Annotated in this window: 19 protein-coding genes; 14 read left to right on the top strand and 5 right to left on the bottom strand. The window is 67.0% G+C overall.

Annotation, left to right across the window (positions count from 1 at the left end):
* Positions 1 to 140: 140 nt before the first annotated feature.
* Positions 141 to 1199: an amidohydrolase family protein gene (locus NKJ07_RS06375; RefSeq protein WP_318569746.1), complete on the top strand. Its 1059-nt coding sequence runs from the start codon at positions 141 to 143 to the stop codon at positions 1197 to 1199.
* Positions 1199 to 1978, top strand: a complete 780-nt coding sequence (locus NKJ07_RS06370) for an iron-sulfur cluster assembly protein (protein ID WP_318569745.1) — start codon at positions 1199 to 1201, stop codon at positions 1976 to 1978. Before NKJ07_RS06375 ends, NKJ07_RS06370 begins: the two co-directional genes overlap by 1 nt.
* A gap of 346 nt (positions 1979 to 2324) precedes the next feature.
* On the opposite strand, the gene NKJ07_RS06365 is transcribed toward NKJ07_RS06370, so the two are convergent.
* Positions 2325 to 3095, bottom strand: coding sequence for an IclR family transcriptional regulator (locus NKJ07_RS06365; RefSeq protein WP_318569744.1), 771 nt, complete (start codon positions 3093 to 3095; stop codon positions 2325 to 2327).
* Between the two features lie 369 nt (positions 3096 to 3464).
* Here NKJ07_RS06365 and NKJ07_RS06360 point away from each other — a divergent pair, with 369 nt between their 5' ends.
* Positions 3465 to 4229, top strand: coding sequence for a cyclase family protein (locus NKJ07_RS06360; protein ID WP_318569743.1), 765 nt, complete (start codon positions 3465 to 3467; stop codon positions 4227 to 4229).
* Positions 4230 to 4268: 39 nt separating this feature from the next.
* Here the strand turns inward: NKJ07_RS06360 and NKJ07_RS06355 are convergent, their stop codons facing one another.
* Positions 4269 to 5549: a cytosine deaminase gene (locus NKJ07_RS06355; protein ID WP_318569742.1), complete on the bottom strand. Its 1281-nt coding sequence runs from the start codon at positions 5547 to 5549 to the stop codon at positions 4269 to 4271.
* Between the two features lie 144 nt (positions 5550 to 5693).
* Here NKJ07_RS06355 and NKJ07_RS06350 point away from each other — a divergent pair, with 144 nt between their 5' ends.
* Entirely contained in the window at positions 5694 to 6821 is a 1128-nt protein-coding gene (locus NKJ07_RS06350; protein ID WP_318569741.1) for a cytosine permease, read from the top strand.
* Positions 6809 to 7084 carry a hypothetical protein gene (locus tag NKJ07_RS06345; protein ID WP_318569740.1) on the top strand — a complete coding sequence of 92 codons (276 nt, stop codon included), beginning with the start codon at positions 6809 to 6811 and terminating at the stop codon, positions 7082 to 7084. Before NKJ07_RS06350 ends, NKJ07_RS06345 begins: the two co-directional genes overlap by 13 nt.
* A gap of 26 nt (positions 7085 to 7110) precedes the next feature.
* On the opposite strand, the gene NKJ07_RS06340 is transcribed toward NKJ07_RS06345, so the two are convergent.
* A complete protein-coding gene (locus NKJ07_RS06340) occupies positions 7111 to 8493 on the bottom strand; it encodes a uracil-xanthine permease family protein (protein ID WP_318569739.1) in 1383 nt (460 codons plus the stop codon).
* A 211-nt stretch (positions 8494 to 8704) separates the two neighbouring features.
* Between NKJ07_RS06340 and NKJ07_RS06335 the strand changes: the two genes are divergently transcribed.
* The 5 genes from NKJ07_RS06335 (at position 8705) to NKJ07_RS06315 (ending at position 15249) form a co-directional block, all read left to right on the top strand.
* Entirely contained in the window at positions 8705 to 9736 is a 1032-nt protein-coding gene (locus NKJ07_RS06335) for an alcohol dehydrogenase catalytic domain-containing protein (protein WP_318570421.1), read from the top strand.
* A gap of 76 nt (positions 9737 to 9812) precedes the next feature.
* Positions 9813 to 11045, top strand: coding sequence for a CaiB/BaiF CoA transferase family protein (locus NKJ07_RS06330; protein WP_318569738.1), 1233 nt, complete (start codon positions 9813 to 9815; stop codon positions 11043 to 11045).
* A gap of 296 nt (positions 11046 to 11341) precedes the next feature.
* Positions 11342 to 11869 (top strand): (2Fe-2S)-binding protein, encoded by a 528-nt coding sequence (locus NKJ07_RS06325; protein ID WP_318569737.1) that lies wholly within the window; start codon positions 11342 to 11344, stop codon positions 11867 to 11869.
* Positions 11870 to 14362, top strand: coding sequence for a xanthine dehydrogenase family protein molybdopterin-binding subunit (locus NKJ07_RS06320; RefSeq protein WP_318569736.1), 2493 nt, complete (start codon positions 11870 to 11872; stop codon positions 14360 to 14362). It abuts the gene before it with no gap.
* Positions 14359 to 15249, top strand: a complete 891-nt coding sequence (locus NKJ07_RS06315) for an FAD binding domain-containing protein (protein ID WP_318569735.1) — start codon at positions 14359 to 14361, stop codon at positions 15247 to 15249. The genes NKJ07_RS06320 and NKJ07_RS06315 overlap by 4 nt, the downstream gene beginning before the upstream one ends.
* A 234-nt stretch (positions 15250 to 15483) precedes the next feature.
* Here NKJ07_RS06315 and NKJ07_RS06310 read toward each other — a convergent pair whose 3' ends face one another.
* Positions 15484 to 17412, bottom strand: coding sequence for a CocE/NonD family hydrolase (locus NKJ07_RS06310; protein WP_318569734.1), 1929 nt, complete (start codon positions 17410 to 17412; stop codon positions 15484 to 15486).
* 149 nt (positions 17413 to 17561) lie between these two features.
* On the opposite strand from NKJ07_RS06310, the gene NKJ07_RS06305 reads away from it, so the two are divergent.
* The 4 genes from NKJ07_RS06305 (at position 17562) to NKJ07_RS06290 (ending at position 21855) form a co-directional block, all read left to right on the top strand.
* Entirely contained in the window at positions 17562 to 19106 is a 1545-nt protein-coding gene (locus tag NKJ07_RS06305; protein ID WP_318569733.1) for a uracil-xanthine permease family protein, read from the top strand.
* A gap of 77 nt (positions 19107 to 19183) precedes the next feature.
* The gene (locus NKJ07_RS06300; protein ID WP_318569732.1) at positions 19184 to 19645 is read left to right on the top strand and encodes a hypothetical protein; all 462 of its coding nucleotides are present in this window, start codon (positions 19184 to 19186) and stop codon (positions 19643 to 19645) included.
* Positions 19646 to 19738: 93 nt separating this feature from the next.
* The gene (locus NKJ07_RS06295; protein ID WP_318569731.1) at positions 19739 to 21169 is read left to right on the top strand and encodes a dihydroorotase; all 1431 of its coding nucleotides are present in this window, start codon (positions 19739 to 19741) and stop codon (positions 21167 to 21169) included.
* A gap of 179 nt (positions 21170 to 21348) precedes the next feature.
* Complete coding sequence (locus tag NKJ07_RS06290) at positions 21349 to 21855, top strand: universal stress protein (protein ID WP_318569730.1); 507 nt, start codon at positions 21349 to 21351, stop codon at positions 21853 to 21855.
* A 305-nt stretch (positions 21856 to 22160) separates the two neighbouring features.
* Here NKJ07_RS06290 and NKJ07_RS06285 read toward each other — a convergent pair whose 3' ends face one another.
* A complete protein-coding gene (locus tag NKJ07_RS06285; RefSeq protein WP_318569729.1) occupies positions 22161 to 23021 on the bottom strand; it encodes a DUF58 domain-containing protein in 861 nt (286 codons plus the stop codon).
* Positions 23022 to 23025 lie beyond the last annotated feature (4 nt).

Below are 23025 nucleotides of genomic sequence, written 5' to 3'. Positions count from 1 at the left end.
CCGCCGGCTCCGGCCGCCGGACCGCGACGCCGTTCGACGACGCTCACCCGAGAGTCACGTCCGATGCGTACAATATTCGCCCCGTGAGTCGTGAACAAATATGTTAATTATTTATTCAACAAATACGCAGGGCAACTCGCATGTACACACACGAAGGCGAGGACGTGTTCGTCATCGACGGACACACCCACATGTGGGACGCGACGGAGGAGAACATCAAACACGAAGGTGGCGAGCAGTTCATCCAGTGTTTCTACGACTACCACACCGGCTTTACGCCCGAGGAGCGCGTCCGCGACATGGACGACTACCGGAAGTTCACGCCCCAGGAGATGAAAGAGGATCTCTTCACGAACCACGTCGACATGGCGGTGTACCAGCCGACGCACCTCCACGAGTTCTACACGGAGGGGTTCAACACCGTCGACGACCTCGGGCAGACCCTGTATCAAGAGCACCCCGACCGGTTCGTCCTCAACGGCCGGTGGGACCCGCGTGACGGCGAGGCGGGGCTGAAGGAACTCGAACGACAGAAGGAGGAGTACGACGTCAGGGGCGCGAAAGTGTATACCGCGGAGTGGAAGGGCGACTCGAAGGGGTGGCGGCTCGACAGCGAGGAGTCGTACGAGTTCCTCGAGAAGTGCGTCGAACTGGGGATCGAGAACATCCACCCGCACAAGGGGCCGACCATCCGGCCGCTCAACAAAGACGCGTTCGACGTGGGCGACGTGGACGACGCCGCGACGAACTTCCCCGAACTCAACTTCATCGTCGAACACGTCGGCCTTCCCCGACTCGACGACTTCTGCTGGATCGGCACCCAGGAGCCGAACGTCTACGGCGGCATCGCCGTGGCCGCGCCGATGGCGCTCGGCCGGCCCAAGAAGTTCTCCGAGATCATGGGCGAACTGCTCTTTTGGCTCGGCGAGGACCGGATCACGTTCGGCTCCGACTACGGCATCTGGGACCCAGACTGGCTCATCGAGGCGGTGATGAACACCGAACTCTCCGACGAACAGGTCGAGGAGTTCGGCGTCCAGTTCGACCTCCAGGCGAAAAAGAAGGTGATGGGCGAGAACATCGCCGAACTGTACGACATCGACATCGAAGAACGCAAGAAGCAGTTCCGCGACGACGCCATCAGCCAGGAGTTCGGCCTCGGCGACTCGTACGGCGCGCCGGCCTCCGCGGACGACTGATGTCGACGACGCCCACCGAGGTCCGTACCCGTCTCGACCGGGTGACAGACCCCGAACTCGACGAGTCGATCGTCGAACTCGACTACGTCGACGAGATAGAGATCGGTTCCGACGAGGTGACCGTCCGATTCACGCTCCCGACCGCGTGGTGCTCGCCCGCGTTCGCCTGGATGATGGCGACCGATGCGCGCGACGAACTGGAATCGCTCCCGGACGTCGAGACGGCCCACGTCTACCTTCGCGACCACATGCACGAGACGGAGATCAACGAGGGCGTCAACGAACGACGCTCGTTCGGCGAGTCGTTCCCCGACGCCGACGGCGGCGTCGCCTCCGTCCGCGCGACGCTCGACGACAAGGCCCGGCTCTCCCGACAGTACGCCGCCGTCGAGACGCTCCTCGACGCCGGCGTCTCGGCCGAACAGCTCTGTGGGCTCACCCCGGGGGACCTGGAGATCGACGCCGAACCGCGGGCCGACGGCGCGCGGGCCGCGGTCTACCTGGCCGGCGACGCGTTCGCGGTCACGGTGGCCGCTCGACCCCTCGACCGCTATCTGGTCAAGGCCCGCGAGGTGGGTGCGATCGAGGCCAACGACGACCCGCTGTTCCGTACGCCCGAGGGCGGGCCGATCGATCCGGACCAGTTCGAACTCGTCCACCGGCGCGGACGGCTGGCGCGGACGAACATGACCGGCCAGGGCGGCGTCTGCGACGCGCTCAACGAGAGCCGCCGGCGGAAACTGGACCGCGAGAGCACGGAAGTCGTCGACGCCGACTGAGCCGAGTCGACCCCACCTGCCGGGGCGAGGGACCCCTCTTTCCGGGCCGAGGGCGTGTGCAAGGCTACACATTGAAAGTTAGATCGACAATTACCCTATCCGATCGAGTGAAGAGTTATACACACAGTAAGAGTAAAAATTATTACTTATACCGTATGTTCAGCAACAAAAACAGCGAGATAAGTTATCGAACGACACTCCTATCGAGGGAATCGAACTCACTGTATCCAAATATATCTATCGCAGAGGTGCCGATTGGCTGATCGACTCCACTGACACCCGTCAGAGCCGAGTGGTGGTGAGTACCGGCCGAATTACACCGATATGCGTGTAATCCCGGGCGTCCTCAGAGGTAGGTGATGTTGAGTTCGATCACGTTGGCAGCGCTCCGCAGTTGTTCGGGGAGCGCCGACCGGAACCGCTCGCCGCGCATACGACTCGTCGGTCCGGCAACGCTGATGGCACCGAGCACCTCCCCGTCGTCGGTACGGAGCGGGACCGCGACGCTTCGGAGCCCGTTGATCCGCTCCTCGTCGTCGAACGCGACGCCCTCTTCGCGGATCCGGTCGAGTTCGTCCCGTAGCACGTCCTCGTCGGTGATCGTGTGGTCGGTCAGCGCGGGGAGCCCCCGGCGGTCGATGACCTCGCGGACGCGCTCGTCCGGGGCGAACGCGAGCATCGCCTTGCCCAGCGCGGCCCCGTGGAGGTGGATCCGCTTGCCGACGTGGGTGTCGACCCGGACCGCCTGGTCGCCCTTCGCGCGGTGGAGGAACACGCCGTAGCAGTGCTCTTCGACGATCAGGCCCGACAGCTCCCCCGTCTCCTCGGCGAGTTTCGTCACCTCGTCGCGCGCGATGCGGTAGACGGGCTGTCGATCCCGCGTCATCGAGCCGAGTTCCAGAAACCGACAGGCCAGTCGGTACTCGTCGTCCGCTTTGACGACGTAGCCGCGCCGCCTGAGCGTGTCGAGGTGGTTGTACACCGTGCTCTTCGGCTGATCGAGCGTCCGGGCGAGTTCGGTCACCCCGGTCGCCCCGGCGTCGTTCAGCGTCTCGACGATGCGAAGGCTGGTGTCCACCGCCCGGATGAGCCCGTCGTCCGGTTCGTCTCGTTCCATGTGTACGACTATCACAGTCGTCCCCCATCAAAAAACGATCGTTCTGTTGGTCTGAACATACTGTCGATATCCTCCCGCGTCGATTTATACTGACACGACACTCGTTCGGGAGTAGTGAACATGTAGTCAGCGACACGCCGGGCCGAACGACCGGCTCGGTCGCCCGTACGGAGCGGGGTTCGCGCTCGCCAACAGCACCAGAGCCCGGCACCCGCTCGCTCGGGACCGACCCACGGCACCCGAGAGAATCGGCGCTCGCTGTCGTTCATCTCTGTGGAACACTCTCGCACGTCGCCGGAACGACGTGAGCCGGACCTGGCAAGGTGGCGAGAACAACACTTATCATGCTCCTGTGGGAGGACCAGGTGTATGCTTGACGGATACGAGATGCACGAGCTCACACAGCCGTGGTGTTCCGACACGCCCGCGTGGCCGACGTACGACAACCCGAAGATCTGGTACGAGAAGTCCCTCGACACGGAGAAGGTAAACGGGCAGAAGATCGAGTTCATGAACCACACGGGGACGCACCTCGACGGCGAGAAACACTTCATCGCTCACGGGCGCGACATCGAGTCGATGCCGTTCGACGAACTCGTCGGCGACGCCGTCGTCGCCGACATCTCCGACCACGTCGGCGAGTACGACGTCTACACGTCCGAGATGATCGAGGAGGTCTGTGACGTCCGCGAGGGCGACATCCTCTTCATCCACACGGGCTTCCAGAAGTACGCGTGGCACCGTGAGGAGGCCGACCCACACGCCTTCTTCTGCAAACACCCCGGCCCGAACCTGGAGTTCGCCGAGTGGTGCCGCGAGATGGATATCAACTACATCCTCGTCGACTGCGGGAGCGCGGACCACCCGATGAACACGGTCATCCGCGACGTCCGCCCCGAACTCGCCGCCGAGGCAGCCGACCACCTCGGCGTCGACGACCTTGACGAGATATTCCCGCCCGAGGGCTACCAGCTCATGCACACGGAGCTGTTCCCCCACGGCATCGTCCACGTCGAGAACGCGCAGGTCCCCGAGGAACTCCTGAACGAGCGCGTCCAGATCGGCACGTTCCCGTGGCGGTTCCGCGGCGGGGAGTCGTCGGTCTGCCGCTGTGTCGCGTTCACCGAGGCGTAGGCGCACCCGCCAGCGCCCTCGCGCGCCCTCCGGCGACGATCAGCGGTGGAAGTCCACTCGGCGTTTTTCGCCCGACCGGTGGACCACTGTTTCCCGCGGTTCGGTCTCCGCGACGACGCGGCCCTCCCTCACCACGACTGTTCGTGCGGCCCGGGTCCGGAGCGCGTTGAACGGATCCGGGCTGTCGTAGACGACGAGCGATCCTTCGTTTCCTTCGGCGAGTCCGTAGTCGTCGGCTCCGAACACCTCGGCGTTCGACTCAGTGAGCATCCGCCAGAGCGTGCCGACATCCCCCCGGCCGCTCATGTGCGCGTAGTGCAGGAGGACGAACGCGGCGTCGAGTTGGTCGCCGACGCCGTAGTGGTACCACGGGTCCATGACCGAGTCGTGGCCGATGGCGACCGTGACGCCCGCGTCGTGCAACTGATCGATCCGCGTGTGTCCCCGCCGTCGGGGGTAGTCGTCGTACCGCCCCTGCAGGACGCTGTTGTCCGGCGGGTTCGTGACGATGCTCACGCCGCTTTCTCTCAACAGGGAGAGCAACTTGTCGGCGTAGGCGTTTGGGTACGAGTGCATCGCCGTGGTGTGGCTCGCCGTCGTCCGACCGCCGAGGCCGCGCTTCAGCGCCTCGCTCGCCAGCACCTCGGTGAAGCGGGAGCCGGGGTCGTCCGTCTCGTCGATGTGGAGGTCGGCGGGAGCGCCGTACCGCTCGGCGAGGTCCATCGCCACCTCGACGGAAGAAACGCCGTCCTCCCGGGTGTGTTCGTTGTGCGGGATCCCGCCGACGAGATCACAGCCCATCGACATCGCCTCTCGCAGGAGCTCCTCGTGTCCCGGTCGGGTGAACACCCCGTCCTGCGGGAACGCGACCACCTGGAGGTCAACGACGTCGGAAACCTCCTCGCGCAGTTCGAGCAACGCTTCGACGCCGGTCAGCGTCTCCTCCGTCGTGTCGGCGTGGGTGCGCACTCGGGTGATCCCGTTCGCGGCCATCCACTCGATCGCCTGCGTCGCCCGGGCTTTCACGTCCGCCGCGTCGAGCGACTCCTTGTGCTCGGCCCAGACGCGGATCCCCTCCGCGAGCGTGCCCGTCTCGTTCCAGCGTGGGTCCCCCGCGGTGAGCGTCGCGTCCAGATGGAGATGCGGCTCGACGAGCGGGGGCGTGACGAGACGCCCCCCGGCGTCGGAGTGTCGGTCGCGGTCGAACGCCTCGGGGTCGCCCTCGCCGGCCGGGACGATCCGGTCGATGCGGCCCGAGCGGATCTCGATATCGATCCGATCCCCGGCGAGCGTGGTCGCGTCGGTGACGACGTAGTCCATGTCGGGGAGGGTTCGAGGAGCGACATAACTGTTCCCCGGCCGGCGGGCGACCGTCGATACGGAATTAAATAATCGAAGGACTGCGGTGGTGTCCACGGGTGTATTATGACAAGAATTATGTCTGGATCCCGGACACGTCGAGCCATGGCAACACGAGATACGGAGTCCGGCTGGCGAACGTTCGTCTTCGGCGACGAGGACCTCCCCGATCCGGACTGGCCGGTCGACCACGTCCCGAAATCCGAGCGCAAGGGCCTGGTGAGCATCTCGGCGGTCCTCTTGGGGTTCGTCTTCTTCGCCGGCACGCTGTGGGCCGGTGCCGAAGTCGGGGCCGCGATGGGGTTCGTGCCGATGCTGACCGCCATGGCCGTCGGGTACGCCATCCTCGGCGTCTACGTCGCCCTCCTGTGTGCGATCGCGGCGAAAGCCGGACTGACCACCGTGTTGCTCTCTCGGTACACGTTCGGTCGCACCGGCGCGAAGTGGGCCGATCTCCTGCTCGGCGGAACGCAGGTCGGCTGGTTCGGCGTCACGATCCCCCTCATCGCCGTCCCGACCGCGACGTTCCTCGGCGTGGACACGCCGATGTTCGTCTCCGCGCTCGTCGTCGTCTGGGGCGTGCTCCACCTCGCGACGGCGTACTTCGGCTACGAGGGGATGGAGCGTCTCTCGTACGTCGCCGTCCCAGCGCTCGTCGTAGTGGGCCTCCTCTCGATGGGAATCGCCGTCGCCGACACCGGAGGCATCGGGGGTCTCGTATCACAGGTCGGCGGCGGTGAGATGGCGTTCGGCGCCGCCGTCACCATCGTGGTCGGGACGTTCATCAGCGGCGGGACGCAGGCCCCGAACTGGGCGCGGTTCGCCGCGAACAAGCGCGTCGCGTTCTGGGCCGGTCTCGTCGCGTTCCTCGTCGGCAACGGCTTCCTCTTCCTCTCGGGTGCCGTCGGCGGCGCGGTGTACGACGTGACGCCCGCGGGCGACCTCTACGCCGTCCTCTCCGCGCAGGGACTCGCGTTCGTCGGCCTCGTGGCGCTCGTGTTCAACATCTGGACGACGAACGACAACGCAGCCTACGCCTTCGGCGTCGCCGGGAGCGAGGCGTTCGACTTCGACCGCAAACGGCCGTTCGTTCTCGCCGGCGGGCCGTCGGGATCGTCCTCGCGTTGGCCGGTGTCGACAGCCTCCTCCTCCCCTGGCTGGCCACGCTCGGGCAGTACATCCCGCCGATCGGCGGCGTCATCATCGCGGACTTCGTCGTCGTGTGGGGACTGACCCGCCTCCCCCGGATGGACGACGTCGCGTTCGCCAGCGTGCGGTGGGTCGCGGTCGTCGCGTACGTCGGCGGCTGCGCCGTCGCGGTCCTCACCGCCGGATCGCTCGTTCCCGGGGTCGACGCGCCCCAACTGCTCCCCGGCATCACGTCGCTCAACGGCATCGTGGCGGCCGCGTTGATCCACGCGGTCGGCTACTACACGCTCGAACGAACCAGGATCGTCGCCGGCCACGCGGTTGACGACGACGCAGAGTACGTGTAACCGTCTCTCCCGTCCTGCTCGCTCGCTCAGTCGTCCGCGCTCTCTTCGGCCCCGACGGCCGCGACCGCGGAGACCGACTCCCCGTCGGACGGCAACACGACGTTCAAGACGAGCGCGGTCACGCCCCCGGCGATCAGCCCCGACCCCGCGAGCAACCGGAGATCCTCCGGCAGACTCGACAGGACGTCGGGTCGAACCTCGACGCCCACCCCGAGAACGATCGACGTGGCGATGATCGTCAGGTTCCGCTGGGTGAGCCGTGCGCCCCGGGCGAGGATGCGGACACCGACGGAGAAGATCATACCGAAGAGGACGATCGCGGCACCGCCGAGCACGGGGTTCGGCATCGCGGCGACGGCGGCGGCGACCTTGGGGACGAACCCGAGGACGACCAGGAAGACGCCGCAGATGGCGACGACGTACCGGCTCGCCACTCCGGTAAAGGAGATGAGGCCGACGTTCTGCGAGAACGACGTGTTCGGGAACGCGCCGAAGACGCCGGCGACGGCGCTCATGACGCCGTCGGCGACGAGACCACCCTTCAGCTCGTCACTCGTCGCGTCCCGCCCGACCGATTCGGTCGTCCCCGAGACGTCGCCGATCGTCTCGATGGCCGTGATGACGTACGCGAAGGCGACGACAACGACCGCACTCGGGTGGAACTCGACGCCGTACCGCAACGGAACGGGAACCGACACCCAGGCCGCGCTCGCCACGCCACTCAGATCGAGGAGTCCGAGGGGGATCGCCGCGAGGTAGCCGACGACGACCGCGACGAGCACACTCGTCATCCGCAGGAAGCCGTCGAAGAACTGGTTGATGCCGAGGGCGACGAGGAACACCAGCGCCGCGAGGCCGACGTTCGCGGCGTTGCCGTACGTCGGCGCGCCCGGGCCACCGGCGGCGTAGTCCATCGCGACCGGGATGAGGGTGAGTCCGACCAGCATCACGACGATCCCCGTCACCAGCGGGGGGAACAGTCCTCGGATGTCGTCGATAAAGTAGCCCAGAGCGATCTCGATCGGGGCGGCGAGGATCACCGCGCCGAAGATCGCCGCGAGACCGAACTGGGTCCCCACGTCGATCAGCGGCGCGACGAAGATGGCACTCGTCCCCATGACGACCGGAAGACGGGCACCGACCGGCCCGATCGGGTACGCCTGGACGATCGTCGCGAGTCCGGCGACGAGAAGCGCCATCTGGAGCAAGAACGTCGTGTCCGCCTGTCCGACACCGATCGCGCCCGCGATGACGATCGGGAGCGCAACCGTCGAGAGGAACATCGCCAGCAAGTGCTGGATGCCGAGCGGGATCGCCTCGCCCGCCGGCGGCTTGTCGTCGATGTCGTACTCGACGATATCGCTCGCCGACGAGTCGTCCGTCGATTCACGGGTATCACTGACTGTCATACACCGCTCCATCGACGACAGCGAGGTAAAGAATATCCGCTTGGTGGCAATATTCGTCGTACTCCTGCGATAACAAATGGTTTTATCCGATATAACCGTCGAAAACGCCAACGAATGGGTTCGATTTGTTTGTCGCGTCCGTTCGACTCGGTTCCGTCGGTCCACGACAACACTTATCAAATCTCACGCCGCAGGTGGTCGCGTGACCGATATGAACGCCGTCGTGCTCGACGAGTGGGGCGGCGAACTCGCCGTCGAGGAGGTCGACCGACCCGACCCGGGCCCCGGTGAGGTCCGCGTCGACGTCCGCGCCTGTGCCGTGACCCGAACGATCGAAAACGCCGTCCAGGGCGGACTCTCCGACGACCCGGCGCTCACGCCGCGGATCCCTGGCCACGAGTTCACCGGCGTCGTCGACGCCGTCGGCGACGGCGTCTCGCTCGACGTGGGCGACCGCGTCCTGGCGTACTTCTACCTCGTCTGCGGCACGTGCGACCACTGCCGCCGCGGCGAGGCGAACCGCTGTACCGGGTTCGAAGGCTGGTACGGCGTGAACTGCGACGGTGCGTACGCGGAGTACGCGATCCTCCCCGCGGGGAACGCGCTTCCTCTCGGTGAGACGGGGTTCGCCGCGGGTGCCGTCGCCGCCGACGGCCTCGCCACGCCGCTGCACGTCTGCGAGCGGGTCGGCGTCGACGACACCGACACCGTCCTCGTCGTCGGTGCCGCGGGGCGAATCGGCGTCCACCTCTCTCAGTTGGCGGCGCTCCGGGGGGCACACGTCGTCGCCGCCGACGTCGCGCCCGACCGTCTGGCTCACGTCGACGACGTCACGCCCGACGCGGTCGTTCCCGTCGACGCCTCCTCGGACGAGTTCGTCGCGCGGGTCCGCGAGGCGACGCCGGCCGACGAGGGCCCCACGGTCGTCGTCGACACGGTCGGCGACGTCGACACGCTCCACAACGCCTTCGCGGCGCTGGCGATGGGCGGGCAGGTCGTCTCGCTCACGACGCACCACGACCGGGTGTTCGACGCCCCGATGAAGGAGTACGTGGTGAAGGAGGCGTCGTTCGTGGGGTCGCGGTACGCGACGAAGGACCAGGTCGTCCGCGCGGCGCGGCTGTTCGCCGACGGTCGGATCCAGCCGGTCGTCCGCCGGCGGGTCGGCCTGGACGAGGTGCCGGCGGTCCACCGGGAGCTTCGACGGAACGAGACGTTCGGGACGACCGTGGTCGAACCCTGACGGCGGGCGACCCCTCTCCGTGCGACGACTCACGCGACAGTAACGCTTTTCGTCCGTCCGGGACGCTGTACGCCGCATGGACGTGGACACGGACATGGGCGACGCACGCATCCTCGACGGCGTGACAGTGGTCGATCTCTCGACGTTCGTCACGGGCGGGTTCTGCTCGCTGATGCTGGCGAACCAGGGCGCGGACGTGATCAAGGTCGAACGCCCCGACGTCGGCGACGATATCCGCCACTCGGGGCCGCCGTTCGTCGACGGCGAGTCCCCCTACTACTGGACGCTCAACTACGACAAGCGCTCGGTGGAGTTGAACCTCAAGACCGACGCGGGCACGGAGGCGCTGTACGACCTCGTCGCCGACGCGGACGTGTTCGTCCAGAACTACCGTCCGGGCGTCGCCGACCGCCTCGGCGTCGACTACGACACCCTCTCGGCGGTGAACGAGGGCCTCGTCTACTGTTCGATCTCCGCGTACGGCGACTCGGGCCCGTGGAGCCAACAGCCCGGCTACGACCTCCTCATCCAGGGCATGAGCGGCATCATGAGCGTCACGGGCGAGCCGGACCCCGAGGGACGCCCGGTGAAGGTCGGCCTCCCCCAGACGGACCTCATCACGGGAATGTGGGCCGCCTTCGGGATCGTGAACGGCCTGCTCAAGCGTGAGATGACCGGCGAGGGCGAGTTCGTCGAACTCGGGATGCTCGACGCGACGCTCCCCTGGCTGACGAAGCAGGCGGGCAAAGTGTTCGCGGGCGAGGAACCCTCGCGCATGGGGACGAAAGACCCCGTGCTCGCGCCGTACCAGACCTTTCGAACCCAGGACGGCCACCTCAACGTCGCCTGTCTCAACCAGAAGCTCTGGGGGGGCTTCTGCGAGGCGGTCGACCGGCCCGAGTTGGCCGACGACGAGCGGTTCGAGACGAACGCCGACCGCGTCGAGCACATGTCGGCGCTGGAGTCGGAGGTCGAAGAAGCGCTCGCGGCGAAGACCACGGCGGAGTGGATGGACGTCCTCGTCGAGGCGGGTATCCCTGCGGGTCCCGTCCAGTCGGTCGAGGAGGCGCTGTACAACGAACAGACCGAGGCTCGAGGCGTGGTCGGCGAGGTGTCGGACGACGACGGCGAGCGCACGATCCCGACGATCGAACACCCGCTGAACTTCCGCCACGCAGAGAGCGGCTTCCGCTCGCCGCCGCCGCGCCTGGGCGAACACAACCGCGAGGTCTTCTCGGAGGTCGGCTACTCCGAGGAGCGCCTGGACGAGCTCGAAGCGGCGGGCGCGTTCGGCGATCGGGAGGAGTGAGAGTCGCGGCATAGCCGCCGCGGTGCTCCCCGGTTCGATCGAAACAGCGCCGAGTTCGATCGGGTTCGGGTGGCGGAGATGGACGAGACAAGCCAGTGGCCGGTGCGCGGTTACGCCTCGTCACCGAAGCCTGCCGCTCCGGTGGCGTGGCCACACCGCCCTGGCGGCTCCCATTGCGTTCGACGAGCCGCGGCGCTGACTGCCAGCGACCCCCGGTGTTCGTGCCGCCGGAAACGGTCGAACCGACCGTCCGATCCGACGCAACAATTATCACGCGAGAACCGGTATGAACGGTCATGAGTACGGGTACCACAGAGAGAGATGAGGCTCGCCCGACGGAGTCAGTCACCGTGACGATCAACGGCGAGGAGGTCTCCCGCGAGGTCGAACCCCGGCTGAAGCTCTCCGACTTCCTGCGCGACGAGGCGGGCCTGCGAGGCGTGCGCGTCGGCTGCGAGCACGGCGTCTGCGGCGCGTGCACGGTGCTGATGGAAGGCGACGCGGTGAAGTCCTGTCTCACCTACGCCGTCCAGGCCGACGGCTTCGAGATCGAGACCGTCGAAGGGCTCGCCACTGACGGCGAACTCCACCCCCTCCAGGAGGCGTTCCACGAGGAGCACGCCCTCCAGTGTGGCTTCTGCACCAGCGGGTTCGTGATGTCCTCGGTCGAACTGCTCCGTGAGACGCCCGACCCCTCGCGCGACGAGGTGAAGACCGCGCTGTCGGACAACATCTGTCGCTGCACGGGCTATCACAACATCTACCGCGCGGTCGAGCGGGCCGCCGCCGAACTGGACGTGCGCGCGGGCCCGGAGGGTGAGTGAATGTCCCGAGCGGAACCCCAGGGCGACGCGGGCACCGCGGCGGAGTCCGAGGGCGAGTCGTACACCGGACAGCCGGTCAAGCGCGTCGAGGACTACGACATCCTCACGGGGCGCGCGGAGTACATCCACGACATCACCCCTCCGGGCTGTCTCCACATGGCGCTCGTCCGGAGCGTCCACCCCCACGCCCGGATCGAGGCGGTCGACGCCTCCCGCGCGCTCGACCACCCCGACTGCGAACTCGTTATCACCGGCGAGGACCTCAAGCGCGACTACAACCCGATGCCCTCGGGCCTGCCGGGGTTCGAGGAGTGGTCGCTCGCCACGGAGAAAGTCACCTACGCGGGCGAGCCCGTCGCGGCCGTGATCGCCTCCGACCGCTACGCCGCCGAGGACATCGCCGACCGCGTCCAGGTGTCGTACGACAAACTCCCGGCGGTCGCCGACGCGACGGACGCCCGCGCGGACGGGACGATCATCCACGAGGACGTCGGGACGAACGTTCCCGACGGCGAACGGTTCGAGTTCGGCTCCCCCTCGGAGGCGTTCGCCGAGGCCGACCACGTGATCGAAGGCGAGTACTCGTGGGGCCGGATCTCGGGCGTCGCCCTGGAGACGGCGGGCGTCGTCGCCCAGTACGACACCGACGCCGACGCGTTCGACATCGACTGCAACATCCAACTACACACGCTCGTCGACGACACCGTCTACGACACGCTCGGCTACCCGCCCGAGAAGGTCCGGCTGAACGTCCCGGCCGACGTCGGTGGCAGCTACGGCACGAAGATCGCCATCCACCGCTACTGCTGTCTGGCGGCGATGGCGTCGCAGTACCTCGACGGCACACCCGTAAAGTTCGTCGAGGACCGCGTCGAGAACCTCCAGGGCGGCGATATGCACTCGACCGAACGCGACTACAGAGTGAAGCTGGCGGTCGACGACGACGGCTCGATCCGAGGGCTGGACGTCTGGTTCGTCGACGACTTCGGTGCCTACCCGCGCTACCCGGTCAATCAGGTGCTCAAGCCGCTCTCGGTGCTCACGAACGCGTATCACATCGAGGACGTCGTCTACGAGTACGAACTGGCGCTGACGAACAAGACGTGCCAGACGGCGTACAGAGGGTTCGGCGTGCCCGCTCACCTCTACGCGCTGGAGTCGATCGTCGACGAAGCGGCCCGCGAACTGGGGATGGACCCCGCCGATTTCAGGCGGCGGAACCTCATCTCGCCCGAGGAGATGCCCTACCGCCTGCCCTCGAAGAACATCTACGACTCGGGTGATTTCCCCGCGGCGTTCGACCGGATCGTCGACATCGTCGACGAGAACGAGCGGGTCGAAGGGGGTCTGCTCGACCCCGCGATCGTCGAACAGCGCCGCGAGGAGGGGTACATCCGGGCGGTCTCCCCCTCGATCCACGTCGAACCGGGCGTGTCGGGGTCGGACTGGACCGACCGTCAGCGGACCGACCGCTCGACCCTCGCCGACCGCGACCGCGACGACGTGGCCGAACTCCCCGAACACCTTCGCGGGAGCGTCCGGGAGGACGGGTCGATCGAGGCGTTCCTGGCGGCGGACTCGCAGGGGCAGGGCCACCGGACCATCGTCGCGCAACTGCTCGCCGACGCGCTCGATCTCACCCCCGACGACGTCGAGGTGTCGTACCTCGACAGCGTCGAGGCACCGACGGAGTACGGCACCGCCGCCTCGCGGATGGCCGTGATGCTCTCCGGGGCGGCCGACGGACTCGGGGCGGCGCTGAAAGCCCAACTCCGCGAACTGGGCGCTCGGGAGTTCGACGCCACGGTGGACGACGTGGTCTACCGCGACGGGGTCGTCGAACACGTCGAGACGCGCGAGCGGCTCACGCTTGCCGACCTCGCCGCGCGTGATTCCGACGGCGAGTACACGGTCGCTTCCTATGACTACCAGCACCCCGCCTCGGTGCGCGAGGAGTTCGACGAGGTGCTCACGGACAAACTGCCGGTGTACCCGACGGCGGCGTTCGCGGCCAACGCGCCGATCGTCGAGATCGACACGCAGACCGGCGCGGTCGAGATCCTGTCGTTCTACACGCTCCGGGACTGCGGCACCAGACTCAACCCGATGATCGTCGACGGGCAGGCGATGGGCGGGCTCGCACAGGGGATCGGTGCCGCCCTGTACGAGGAGTTCGGCTACGCGGACGACGGCCAGCCCCAGGCCATCACGCTGTTCGACTACCTGCTTCCCTCGGTGAAGAACATGCCCGACCTCGAACTCTACCACCAGGAGACGCCCTCGCCGTACACGGTGACGGGGGCGAAAGGCACGGGAGAAGGCGGGATGATCGATGGCCCCGCCTCGATCGCCTCGTCGATCAACGCCGCGCTCGCGGAGTTCGACATCGTCGTCGACCAGATACCCGCCACCGGCCATCGGGTCCGGCGGTGGCTCCGCGAGGCCGGCGTCGACCCGCGGGGGCACGACCACGACCAGGAGGCGGACCGATGAAGCCCACCCAGTTCGCGTACGACCGCCCCGAGACGGTCGACGAGGCGCTCGAACTCCTCGACGAGCACCACGACGCGGAACTGCTGGCCGGGAACCAGTCGCTGGGGATCATCATGGCGAACCGGTTCGCCTCGCCTGAGCGACTCGTCGACATCAACCGCCTCGACGGCCTCGCGTTCGTCGACATCTCGGACGACGAGATCGAGATCGGGGCGATGACGCGCCACCGGACGCTGGAGCGCCACGACGACCTCCGTTCCGTCCTCGAACTCGTCCCCGAGTCGGCCGAGCAGATCGCCGGGCCCGCCGTCCGAAACCGCGGAACGATGGGCGGGAGCATCGCCGAGGCCGATCCCGCGGGCAACTACCCGGCGGTGCTCGCGGCGCTCGGCGGCGAGCTCCACGTCGCCTCCGTCGACGGCGAGCGAACCATCCCCGCCGACGACTACTTCGTCGGCTACATGTTCACCGATTTAGAGGAACACGAACTCATCACGAGCGTCTCCTTCCCGCGCGAGCCGTTTCCCCAGGAACGGACGGGCAGCGCGTTCGTCGAACTCAAGCGGGGCTCACAGACGTGGCCGACCGTGAGCGCCGCGACGGCGGTCCGAGTCGACGACCCCTCCCGCGAGACACCGCTTGTCGAGGAGTCCCGGCTCGCGGTGGGCAACGCCGCCGGTATCCCGCTCCGGATCGACGACGCCCTGGCCGAGCTGGCGGGCGAACCTCTCTCCGAAGACGCGCTCGATTCGGTCGCCGAGGCGGTCCGCGAGGCCGCCGACCCCACGGACGAGATGCACGCCGACCGTGAGTACAAGTCCGAGATGGCCGGCGAGTACGCGATCCGCTCGCTCCGGAAGTCGTACGAGCGGGCCTGCGGGAACTGAACTGACACTCGGCTTCTCGGTGCCGTGACTCTCCGGATGTGCGGTGCGGCCCGGCGCGCGGGAGCGAGTTCACGAGCGACTCGCGCGAGTCGGCCGGGGAGGCGAGGGTGACACCGCCCTAGCGACCCCGCTCGGCTCCGCCACTGTGGGTCCCGGGGCGTTCTGCCTGTCGACTCATCACGACCACGGACGCCGATCGTCGATGTTCTCGATAAAAAGCGACCGCCCAACCGATCAGCGCGGCTGGAGCGGCAGTTCGACCTGCGTCGGATGCGTCGCGCTGTGGTGGACCGTGTTCGTCGCGACGACCGGCTCCGCGTCGTCCGCGCCGCCGTAGAGGGCCCCGCCCGTGTTGTGGTTGACGTCGTACCGCGGGAAGTTCGACGAGGAGACGTCGAGCCGGATGCGGTGGCCTTGCTTGAAGACGTTCGCGGTCGGGTACGGCTCCATGTAGTACTCGTGCACCTCGCCCGGCGTGATCGGGTCCGGTTCGTCGCGGTAGCCGCGGTAGCGACCCCGGCAGATCGAGTCACAGAGGTTGAGCGCGTAGCCGTCGGGGTGCTCCCCGCTCGCGGGGTACTCGTCGATCAGCTTGGCCGTGAAGTCCGTGTCCTGCGCGTCCGTTTCGCCGTAAACCCGGACGCGGATGGGGCCGGCGATCTCGACGGCTTCCTCCAGCGGTTCGGTTCGGAAGGTGAGCACGTCGTCCCTGGCTTCGAGGGGCTCGCCGTCCCCATCTCCCCACACCCAGTCGTGCTCGCGCTGGTCGAACGGGCCGCGCCCGACGAAGTCGATGAGCTTGCGGTCCCCGAGCGGGTACGCACGCACCGACTCCTCGCGGGGCTCGTAGGTGAGGTACGACGAGGAGTTGCCGCCCACGGAGGGGACGGGGTCGAGGGGATCGAACTCGTAGCTCGTCGACGACTCATTTTGACCAGGCTCCTCGGGCGCGAGCGTCCCGTCGGCGTGGGCGTAGTAGCGCGTGAACTCGGTGTCGGCGGGCGGCCACTCCTCGGCGGAGCGCCACTCGCCGCCGTGAAACAGCAGGCCCTCGTCCGTTCGGTGGCCGTCGCCCGTCCCCATCAGGAAGTACTGGACCGGCGGCTGGTCCTCGAACGCGGAGTCGCCTTTGAGGTACTGGTCGAAGAAGCGCAGGCGCGTCTCGCGGTACTGCTTGATCGCATCTTCTCCGAAAGCGAGGTCGCCGGCGGTCGGAACCTCCCACGTCAGCGGCGGATAGAGGAGGGTGTCGGAGTGGTCGTGCCCGCCGGGGAGGCGCGCGAGGTGGGTCCAGGGCCCGACGACGAGGTAGTGGTCTTCTTCCTTTCGTTCGCTGAGTCCGACGTAGTTGTCGCAGGTCGCCTTGGTGTACGAGTCGTACCACCCACCGGCGTACACCGTCGGGACGTCCGCCGACTCGTCGTAGTAGCGCTCGAAGTTGACGCCGGGGTTCTGCCAGAGGTCGTCGCTGGCGGCTCCGGACTCCATGATGTCGAACGCCCACTCGTCGTAGCCGGGGAGCGCCGCGAGGGCGGTCTCGCCCCGGCGCGGCGGCCAGTCTTCGATGACGTCGCGGACGTCGATGTCGGCGAACACCTGCTGGACCTCGGGATCCGCCAGCGACTCGTGGGCGAAGCCCGCGCCGAGGGTAAACGCCCAACAGAGCCACCGGAGTTCGAACGCGCCGTTGTGTCGGAACGTGGCCTTCCGCGCGTTGGCCGCGCCCATGTTGACGAACATCCCCGCCAGCCCCTCGGGGTCCTGGGTGGCGAGGGCGTTCTGGACCCACGCGCCGTAGGAGGTGCCGAGCGTGGCGACCTGGCCGTCGCAGAACGCCTGGTCAGAAAGCCACTCGACCGTATCCGCGCCGTCCTCGGCCTCGGTGGCGCAGATGTAGAACTCCCCTTCGCTGTCGAATCTCCCTCTCACGTCCTGGATCGCGACGACGTACCCTCGGGAGGCGTACCACTCGCCGTGCCGACCCTGTGCGCCACGCTTGCCGTAGGGCGTGCGGTCGAGGAGGACGGGCAGGGGCTCGTCGATGGGCTCGCGGCTCTCGGGGTCGGCCGGGCGGTAGATGTCCGTCGCGAGCCGCGTGCCGTCGCGCGTCTCGATCATCACGTCGAGGTCGGCGTGGACGCGGTAGCGTGGCTCTGAGACCATACGCCGAGCGCGGCCCCCGGAGACAAATACTTTGCCACGCTCCCGCCGTGTCGACCCATAGCTTTATAAATTGTTTGGCGGTAACGTACTGTCGAGGTATAACATATGACGTACCACATTGGAGCCATCCACGCAACGAGACGAAAAGCATGAGTGAGGAGACCAGTCACCAGGAGGTTCGGACGGACGGCGGGACCCACAGCATGGTCGAGTACGGCATCGACGACAAGCCGCCACTGGGTCAGTCGGTTCTGCTCGGCGTCCAGCACTGGCTGACGATGATCGGGTCGACGATCGCCATCCCGCTCGTCCTCTCGGGCGCACTGGGGTTCGACGCCGGACAGACGGCACAGCTCATCGGGACGTTCTTTGTCGTCTCCGGCATCGCGACGCTGGCGCAGACGACCATCGGGAACCGGTACCCCATCGTCCAGGGAGGGACGTTCTCGATGCTGGGGCCGGCACTGGCGATCATCGGCGTGCTCGCGGCGAGCAACGCCGCCCCGACGGTGATGATGCGCGAGCTACAGGGGGCGATCATCGTCGCCGGTCTCGTCGAGGTGGGCATCGGCTACCTCGGCATCTTCGGGCGCTTGAAGCGCTACATCGGCCCGCTCGTCATCGCGGTGGTCATCGCGCTGATCGGGCTCGCACTCATCAGTGTCCCGCAGATCATCAGCGCGTCGCAGAACTGGTATCTCGCGGGGCTCACGCTCGTGCTCATCGTGCTCTTCTCGCAGTATCTCGACGACTACTCGCGGGTGTTCAAACTGTTCCCCGTCCTCCTCGGACTCGGCGGGGCGTACCTGCTCGCACTCGTGCTCTCGCTCGCCGGGGTCGCCACCCTCGTCGATCTGAGCCCGGTCGCGAGCGCGCCCGCGTTCCGCCCCATCGTGCCGTTCCAGTGGGGGATGCCGCTTTTCACCGGCTCGTTCATCGTCGGGATGTTCGCCGGTATGCTCGCGTCGGTCATCGAGAGCTTCGGCGACTACCACTCGGTCGCCCGCATGGCCGGCCAGGGCGCGCCCAACTCCAAGCGGGTGAACCACGGCCTCGGCATGGAGGGGCTCGGCAACGTCTTCGCGGGCATCATGGGCACCGGTAACGGCTCCACCTCCTACACCGAGAACATCGGCGCCATCGGGATCACCGGCGTCGCCTCCCGGTACGTCGTGCAGGTCGGGGCCGCCGTGATGATTATCGTCGGCTTCGTCGGCTACTTCGGTGCCCTGGTGACGACGATCCCCAACGCCATCGTCGGCGGGCTCTTCCTGGCGATGTTCGCACAGATCGTCGGCGTCGGTCTCTCCCAGCTCCAGCACGTCGATCTCAACCAGAACCGGAACGTGTTCGTGCTCGGCTTCGGGCTGTTCGCCGGGCTGTCGATCCCGCAGTACATCTCGAACGTCCAGAGCGCCGACGCGACGCTCGAAGCCGGCCTCGCGTCCGTCCCCGTCCTGGGCGCGGTGCTGGGTATCCCCAGCGTGGCACAGACGCTCGGCATCATCTTGGGAACGCCCATCGCCGTCGGGGGCATCGCGGCGTTCGTCCTCGACAACACGATTCCCGGCAGTCGTGACGAGCGCGGACTGACCGCGTGGGAGGACATCACCGAGGACGAGGACGCGTTCCAGCCGTTCCACCAGCGACTACTCGGCGGCGAGCCGACCGATCCGGACATCGCGAACGACTGATCCCCGGTCGATCGGCGCTGCCGGCTGTCTTTCGCCGTCGTCACAACTGGCAAGTGGGTACGCACCAATCCCGTGGCATGGACGACCCTGCCGGCGGCCGAACCGAGACGACGATCTCCCGGATGTCGCTCCGGTTCGGCGGCTGGATCGGCTACGACGACGACGCCATCTTCGTCCAGCGGGACGACGAGCAGGGGTTCCGGATCGCGCTCGACGACGTCGGCCGGATCACGCTCACGACGTTCGAGTGGGACCTCGTCGTCATGAGCCTCCTGCTCGTCGGCATCGGCGCGTTCGTCGGCACGACCCGGAACGTCCTCGTCGGCGTCGGCTTCGCCGCGGTGGGCTGTTGGAGCCTCTACCGGACGTACCGCAAGCGCTACCAGCTGGTCATCCACGTTCGTGACCAACCCAAACCCGTCGGGGTGCATCCGGTTCACCCGACAGAGTGCCACGAGCGGCTTGGGAGCCTCATCCGCGCCGCCGATGCGGACGCCGAGGCCGACACCGATCCCGACGCAACTCCCGACCCCTCCTGATCGTGGGTTGCGGCCGCTCGGTGGGACCGCCCGGGGCCACCCGCCGCAGCCCACACGCAAATATTTATACTAGACCGCAGAACTGCGAACCACATGACAGCCGACGCTGCAGACCTACGTGTCGTCAACGCCCGAGTCGTCACGCCGAGCGGCACCGTCGACGGCGGTGTCGCCGCGCGGGACGGGACCATCGTCGCGGTCGGGACGGAGTCGAACCTCCCGCCGGCGGACGAAGAGATCGACGCCGCGGGGAACTACCTCGTCCCCGGCTTCATCGACCCCCACGTCCACTGGGGCCTCTCCAGATACGAGTACGACTACCACGAGGGGCTCGCCCACGACTTCGAGACCGAAACCAGAGGCGCAGTCCACGGTGGGGTCACGACCGTCGTAAACTTCCTGCTCCAGCCCGACCCCTACGTCCCCGACATGGACTTCTTCCGTTCCGTGGGGGCGGAGAACTCCTACATCGACTTCGCGTACCACGCGATCGTCCACCAAGACCACCACGTCGAGGAGATCGAGGCCCTCGCCGAAGAGGGAGTCCGCTCGTTCAAGGTGTTCTTCAACTGGTACAAACACGCCTCGCCGGAGCTCGGAATCGACCACTCCGACGCCGGCCGGACGTACCGCGTCCTGGACAAGATCTCGGAGATGAACAACGGGATCGTGATGTTCCACGCCGAGAACGAGGACCTCGCGTACGAGTTGCGACAGGACCTCATGGAGGAAGGTCGGAACGACCTCGAAGCGTGGACCGAGGCCTCACCGAACGTCGCGGAGGCGATGCAGATCGAACAGATCGCCATGCTCACCGAGTACACCGACTCGCGGTCGTACATCGTCCACATGAGCACGGGCGAGGGCGTCGACATCTGCGAGCGCTACCAGGACAAGGGCGTAAACGTCCACGCCGAGACGCTCCCGGCGTTCCTCTCGCACACCAAACACGACACCGAGTTGGGAACGTGGGGGAAGATCTCGCCGCCGCTCCGAGGAGACGCGAGCGTCAAGCGCCTCTGGGAGGGCATCCGAACGGGTGTCGTCGACTACGTCGGCACCGACCACTGCCCGCACAAGATCGAGTTCAAGGAGAAAGGCGAGGGCAAACACGGCGACATGTGGGAGGCCATCCCCGGCGACAACAACGGCATCGAGTACCTCCTCCCGGTGATGATGTCCGAGGGCGTGAACAAGAACCGCATCTCGATGGAGCGCTGTGTGGAGGTGTGCTCGACGAACAACGCCAAGCGGTGGGGGCTGTACCCCAGAAAGGGCGCGATCGCCGAGGGCTCCGACGCCGACATGGTGATCGTCGACCTCGACAAGAGTGCGGTCGTCGACGACGACTTCTACCACACGATGGAGCCGCGCTACTCGACGTTCCACGGCCAGGAGCTCACGGGCCTGCCGACCCACACGATCATCGGCGGCGAGGTCGTCGTCGAAGAAGGCGAACTCCTCGTCGAGAAGGGCGGCCGCGAGTACCTGCCCAGGTACGACGAGGGCGTCCCGAGTCGGTGAGAAGAGCGGTCCGGAGTCGGTGAGTACAACCACTTATATCTTATTCGTGGCTCCCCGTCCGGCCGGATGGGTGGGACGGTTCCGAGCGGCTGAAAACGAGGGCAACGATTATGATGATCTAATATTACCTATCTGATGTGTAGTGGCGCAACCAGTGCGGGCGGATCCGGAGTCCACCAATGTACGACGACGTACTCTATCCGACCGACGGAAGCGACGGAGCGGAGGCAGCGCTCGCCAGTGCGCGCGACCTCGCGGAGACGTATGACGCCACCGTCCACGTGCTCTACGTGGCCGAGCGGCTGACACCCCACGGACTCGCCAGCGACGTCGAAGTGGTCGAGGGCGGCGGGATGATCGGCGACCCGGAGGGCGGTGACGGGGGGATGATGGCCGACCGGACGAAGGACGACGAGATCGACGCGGAGGTCAGGAGACGGGGGATGGAACTCGTCGAGTCGGTGGCGGACCGCCTGGGTGACGTGCGGACACGGACGGAAGTGCGTGGCGGCACCCCGTACGAGGTCATCCTCGACTACGTCGACGAGCACGACATCGACCTCATCCTGATGGGGACCCACGGGCGGACGGGTCTCGACCGGTACCTGCTCGGGAGCGTCACCGAGAAAGTCGTCCGGACGGCCGACGTGCCGGTCCTGACGGTCCGCGGCAGGAACGAGGCGTAGAGACGACTGTCGGATGTCGTCTCTCCTCTCGCCGCCGGCGGACTGTTCCCGGTACCCGTCTCCGCGGACGAGCGGTCGTCGGTGTCATACGGCCAGTCGCACCTACCAGCCAGCGGTCGAGCTACCGTCTCGTGTCTCCGAAGAACAGTTTTATTTGGACACCGAGACGCCGATCCACGGTGTGGCCGGTGGCGGGTCGCGTGTAGGGTCCGCAGTGTGCGACCGCGACCGTCCCGACCACCGGGGAGAGACGAGCGCGGACGGTCGGTCGTCGCAGGGGTGAGAGTCGGGTCCGCGTTCGGCGCTCAGCCCACCCATAGCGACGCGAAGGAGTCGAAGAACTCGTCGCCCGTGCTGACGAGCGCGTGCGTCGCCCGGAGGTCCTCGGCGCGGGCGGAGACCTCGCCGGTGAACGCATCGAGCCGCTGGTGGTACTGCTGGGCGAGCCGCCCGCCGAAGTACGTCCGGAGTTCGGCGTCGGTCTCGGGCTCTTCGAACACCGTGTCGCCCAGCGCGTCGGGGTCGAGTTCGTCCGGCGAGAGCACCTGCGCGGTCACGAGTTCGTTCCGGGCGAGCGACGCCAGTCCCTCCTCGACCTCGTCGATGTCGCCCAGGAAGTCCGAGAGCACGACGATGAGCGAGCGACTGGAGATGCTCGCGGCGTAGCCGTCGAGCGCGTTCCGGAAGTCGGTCCGGCCGCCGAGTTCCTGATCGTTCAGCAGATCGATGAGCCGGAGGAGTTCTCCCCTGTTGGAGCGCCCCGAGTCGAGCCGTTCGTACTCGTCGCCGAAGGTCGAAAACCGAAAGTCGTTGTTCTCCTCGGCGGTGAGATAACAGAACCCCAGGCCGAGTTTGGCGGCGTACTCGAACTTGTGTTCGGCCCCCACCCCGAAGTCCATCGACGCCGAGGAGTCGAGGAGGACGTGGACCGTGAGGTTCCGCTCTTCCTCGTACTGTTTGATGAAGTACTCCTCCGTTCTCGCGTAGAGCTTCCAGTCGATGAGCCGGGTGTCGTCGCCGGGGGCGTACCGTCGGTAGTCGGCGAACGTGAGCCCCTCACCCATATCGGGCGACTCCTGTTCGCCCTGGTGGAGCGAGGTGGTCTCGCGCTTCAGCGACGAGTCAAAGCGGTCGAGTTCGTCGAGGAACTCGGGATCGATGGTCATGGCG

Origin of the sequence: Salinigranum marinum, from assembly GCF_024228675.1 — an archaeon.
GTDB lineage: Archaea > Halobacteriota > Halobacteria > Halobacteriales > Haloferacaceae > Salinigranum > Salinigranum marinum.
The sequence above is the reverse complement of the archived record's forward strand: the minus strand, read 5'-3'. Positions and strand labels throughout refer to the sequence as shown.

Bases quoted from the DNA above. Each gene is read 5' to 3' on its own strand.
- NKJ07_RS06375 (WP_318569746.1), top strand. From the start codon at position 141: ATGTACACACACGAAGGCGAGGACGTGTTCGTCATCGACGGACACACC.
- NKJ07_RS06370 (WP_318569745.1), top strand. From the start codon at position 1,199: ATGTCGACGACGCCCACCGAGGTCCGTACCCGTCTCGACCGGGTGACA.
- NKJ07_RS06365 (WP_318569744.1), bottom strand. From the start codon at position 3,095: ATGGAACGAGACGAACCGGACGACGGGCTCATCCGGGCGGTGGACACC.
- NKJ07_RS06360 (WP_318569743.1), top strand. From the start codon at position 3,465: ATGCTTGACGGATACGAGATGCACGAGCTCACACAGCCGTGGTGTTCC.
- NKJ07_RS06355 (WP_318569742.1), bottom strand. From the start codon at position 5,549: ATGGACTACGTCGTCACCGACGCGACCACGCTCGCCGGGGATCGGATC.
- NKJ07_RS06350 (WP_318569741.1), top strand. From the start codon at position 5,694: ATGGCAACACGAGATACGGAGTCCGGCTGGCGAACGTTCGTCTTCGGC.
- NKJ07_RS06340 (WP_318569739.1), bottom strand. From the start codon at position 8,493: ATGACAGTCAGTGATACCCGTGAATCGACGGACGACTCGTCGGCGAGC.
- NKJ07_RS06335 (WP_318570421.1), top strand. From the start codon at position 8,705: ATGAACGCCGTCGTGCTCGACGAGTGGGGCGGCGAACTCGCCGTCGAG.
- NKJ07_RS06330 (WP_318569738.1), top strand. From the start codon at position 9,813: ATGGACGTGGACACGGACATGGGCGACGCACGCATCCTCGACGGCGTG.
- NKJ07_RS06325 (WP_318569737.1), top strand. From the start codon at position 11,342: ATGAGTACGGGTACCACAGAGAGAGATGAGGCTCGCCCGACGGAGTCA.
- NKJ07_RS06320 (WP_318569736.1), top strand. From the start codon at position 11,870: ATGTCCCGAGCGGAACCCCAGGGCGACGCGGGCACCGCGGCGGAGTCC.
- NKJ07_RS06315 (WP_318569735.1), top strand. From the start codon at position 14,359: ATGAAGCCCACCCAGTTCGCGTACGACCGCCCCGAGACGGTCGACGAG.
- NKJ07_RS06310 (WP_318569734.1), bottom strand. From the start codon at position 17,412: ATGGTCTCAGAGCCACGCTACCGCGTCCACGCCGACCTCGACGTGATG.
- NKJ07_RS06305 (WP_318569733.1), top strand. From the start codon at position 17,562: ATGAGTGAGGAGACCAGTCACCAGGAGGTTCGGACGGACGGCGGGACC.
- NKJ07_RS06300 (WP_318569732.1), top strand. From the start codon at position 19,184: ATGGACGACCCTGCCGGCGGCCGAACCGAGACGACGATCTCCCGGATG.
- NKJ07_RS06295 (WP_318569731.1), top strand. From the start codon at position 19,739: ATGACAGCCGACGCTGCAGACCTACGTGTCGTCAACGCCCGAGTCGTC.
- NKJ07_RS06290 (WP_318569730.1), top strand. From the start codon at position 21,349: ATGTACGACGACGTACTCTATCCGACCGACGGAAGCGACGGAGCGGAG.
- NKJ07_RS06285 (WP_318569729.1), bottom strand. From the start codon at position 23,021: ATGACCATCGATCCCGAGTTCCTCGACGAACTCGACCGCTTTGACTCG.